Here is a 2,297-nt window from a genome sequence, read left to right as displayed (position 1 = left end):
TCGCCGCCCTAAAAGTGCGGCGAGGATGTCAACAGTCAATACTTACCGATAACCTAAAACACATCCACCCCCGCAAACCCTTGTATTTTGGCATTAGCCGCTTCCCCACAGCTGCGCGGGGTGGGGAATAATTTCCCCGGGTTAGCTAAACCTTTGGGATTAAAGCAATCCCGCACATAGCTCATAGTTTCTAAGTCAATCTCGTTAAACATAGCAGGCATATAACAATTTTTATCGATGCCGATACCGTGTTCCCCCGATAAACTGCCCCCAACCCGCACACAAAGTTTGAGAATTTCACCGCCTAATTCCTCCACTTCTTCCCAGGCCCCCTCTACCTTGTTATCGTAGAGAATCAACCGGTGGACATTGCCACCCCCCGCGTGGAAAACATTGGCGATTTTATAACCGTATTTTTCACTTAAAGCCTTAATTTCCTGAAGAACATAGACCAATTGAGTGCGGGGAATCACCCCATCTTGCACAAAATAATTAGGGCTAATTTTCCCCGCCGCCGCAAAAGCCGCTTTTCTGCCCTTCCAGAGTTTCAAGCGGGTTTCGGCATCATTAGCCGTGGTGATATTTCTCGCCCCATTTTGACGGCAAATCTCGGCAACCCGATGCTTATTCCTGGCTACTTCTACCCCTAAACCATCCAATTCCACTAATAAAACTGACTCGGCATCCCGGGGATAACAGCCAGTAGCCACCACATCTTCCACGGCGTTGATACTGAGATTATCCATAATCTCCATCCCCGCCGGAATCATTCCCGATTTAATAATATCCGCCACCGCTTGGCCCGCCGCCTCGATACTGGTAAAATCGGCCAGTAAAACACAGATAGATTCCGGAGTTTTCAGGATTCTTAAGGTAATTTCCGTGGCGATGCCTAAAGTTCCCTCGGAACCCACAAATAAACCGGTTAAATCGTAGCCCGGTTGTTCCGGTACCGCACCCCCCACATCGATAATTGAACCGTCGGGAAGGACGATTTTTAAGCCCATAACGTGATTGGTAGTGACGCCGTATTTTAAACAGTGAACCCCGCCAGAATTTTCCGCCACATTACCACCGATCGAGCAGATAATTTGACTAGAGGGATCCGGTGCATAATAAAATCCCGCCCCGCTTACCGCTTGTGTCACCCAATTATTAATCACCCCGGGCTGCACCACCACCCTTTGATTATCTAAATCAACCCTGAGAATCTGATTCATCCGCGCCGTAACGATGAGAATCCCCTCTTCTAAGGGTAACGCCCCCCCCGATAAGCCCGTTCCTGCACCCCTCGCTACCCAGGCAATCTCGTTATCGTGACAGAGTTTCACCACCGCCGCAATTTCGGCGGTGCTGCGAGGCAATACCACAAGAGCGGGTCTTTGTCTGTATCCTGTGATACCATCGCACTCGTAGGTTAATAATTCATCTTTGCGACGGATGACTCCATCTTTGCCAAGGATCGCTTCTAGCTGTTTGATCAGATTGGGGGAGATTTTCGGGGGATTTTTGAGTAACATAGGTTTCAGGGCGGCGGAGTCGCCATAAAATCGCTCTATAGGTTAAAATATCGCAAAAAAGCCAGAAATGAAGCTTTAAAAACTGCTCTCTCCTATTTTACCACTACAACCCCTTCCTCTGTAGATAGAAACCTGCAAGGGTCCGGATTATAGAGAAAATTGCCGATAAATTTCCCAGTGCTTACCGTTATGAATTAGGAGGGTAATTTCATCGATCATCACCTCAAAAAATAGCTCTTGATTAGCATATTTTGACCAAGCTTTCCAGAAATTATCTTTAGTTAAATCTCGGAAGCCAACGGTTAAATGGGGCGCAAAAGCTCGGCTTTTTGAGACGTTATCACTGATATTCAAGGAAGATTCTAGCTCCTGTAAAAGCCGTTTTTGCAGGGTTAATAATTCTGGGGTTTTCTGGACATTAATATAAATAACTCGCGGTTTAAAGGCGGCAAAATCCTGGAGAATTAGGGGAATAGGAGCGTGCAAGCGGGCAAATTCCTCTAAACATCTTTCTAAATCCAGTAATTGTCCTAAATTCCACCGGAAAGGGGGTTGGAGAGTGACGTGGGGAGGCGATTTCAGGGCGGCGCGACTATTGTAAATTTCTGCAAACTCTAACTTGATTTTTGTGGCAATTTCCTGTACTTCTGGCGGCGGCAAAAGCGCAATAAAAAATAGAGATCCCTGGGGTTGATTCATGGAAACAAGCAAAGCCGAAAAATGAAGCTGTCACCTCGATTCTAGCAGTCTTCCATAACTCTAAGCTAATTGTATATC

2 protein-coding genes are annotated in these 2,297 nt (G+C 46.6%); both read right to left on the bottom strand.

What is annotated here, in order from left to right; translation table 11 throughout:
• Nucleotides 1-53 precede the first annotated feature (53 nt).
• Nucleotides 54-1,520, bottom strand: coding sequence for a glycolate oxidase subunit GlcD (gene glcD, locus IQ242_RS22815; RefSeq protein WP_193961520.1), 1,467 nt, complete (start codon nt 1,518-1,520; stop codon nt 54-56).
• Between the two features lie 147 nt (nt 1,521-1,667).
• Complete coding sequence (locus IQ242_RS22810) at nt 1,668-2,219, bottom strand: 2'-5' RNA ligase family protein (protein ID WP_193961519.1); 552 nt, start codon at nt 2,217-2,219, stop codon at nt 1,668-1,670.
• Between the last annotated feature and the right edge of the window lie 78 nt (nt 2,220-2,297).

The sequence above is a fragment of the Microcystis sp. LEGE 08355 genome, from assembly GCF_015207185.1.
Lineage (GTDB): Bacteria > Cyanobacteriota > Cyanobacteriia > Cyanobacteriales > Microcystaceae > Microcystis > Microcystis panniformis.
Note: the sequence above shows the minus strand (reverse complement) of the source record. Positions and strands in the feature narration are given on the sequence as shown.

What these genes read in the sequence shown, in the direction of transcription:
- glcD (WP_193961520.1), bottom strand. Translation starts at nt 1,520, where the DNA reads ATGTTACTCAAAAATCCCCCGAAAATCTCCCCCAATCTGATCAAACAG.
- IQ242_RS22810 (WP_193961519.1), bottom strand. Translation starts at nt 2,219, where the DNA reads ATGAATCAACCCCAGGGATCTCTATTTTTTATTGCGCTTTTGCCGCCG.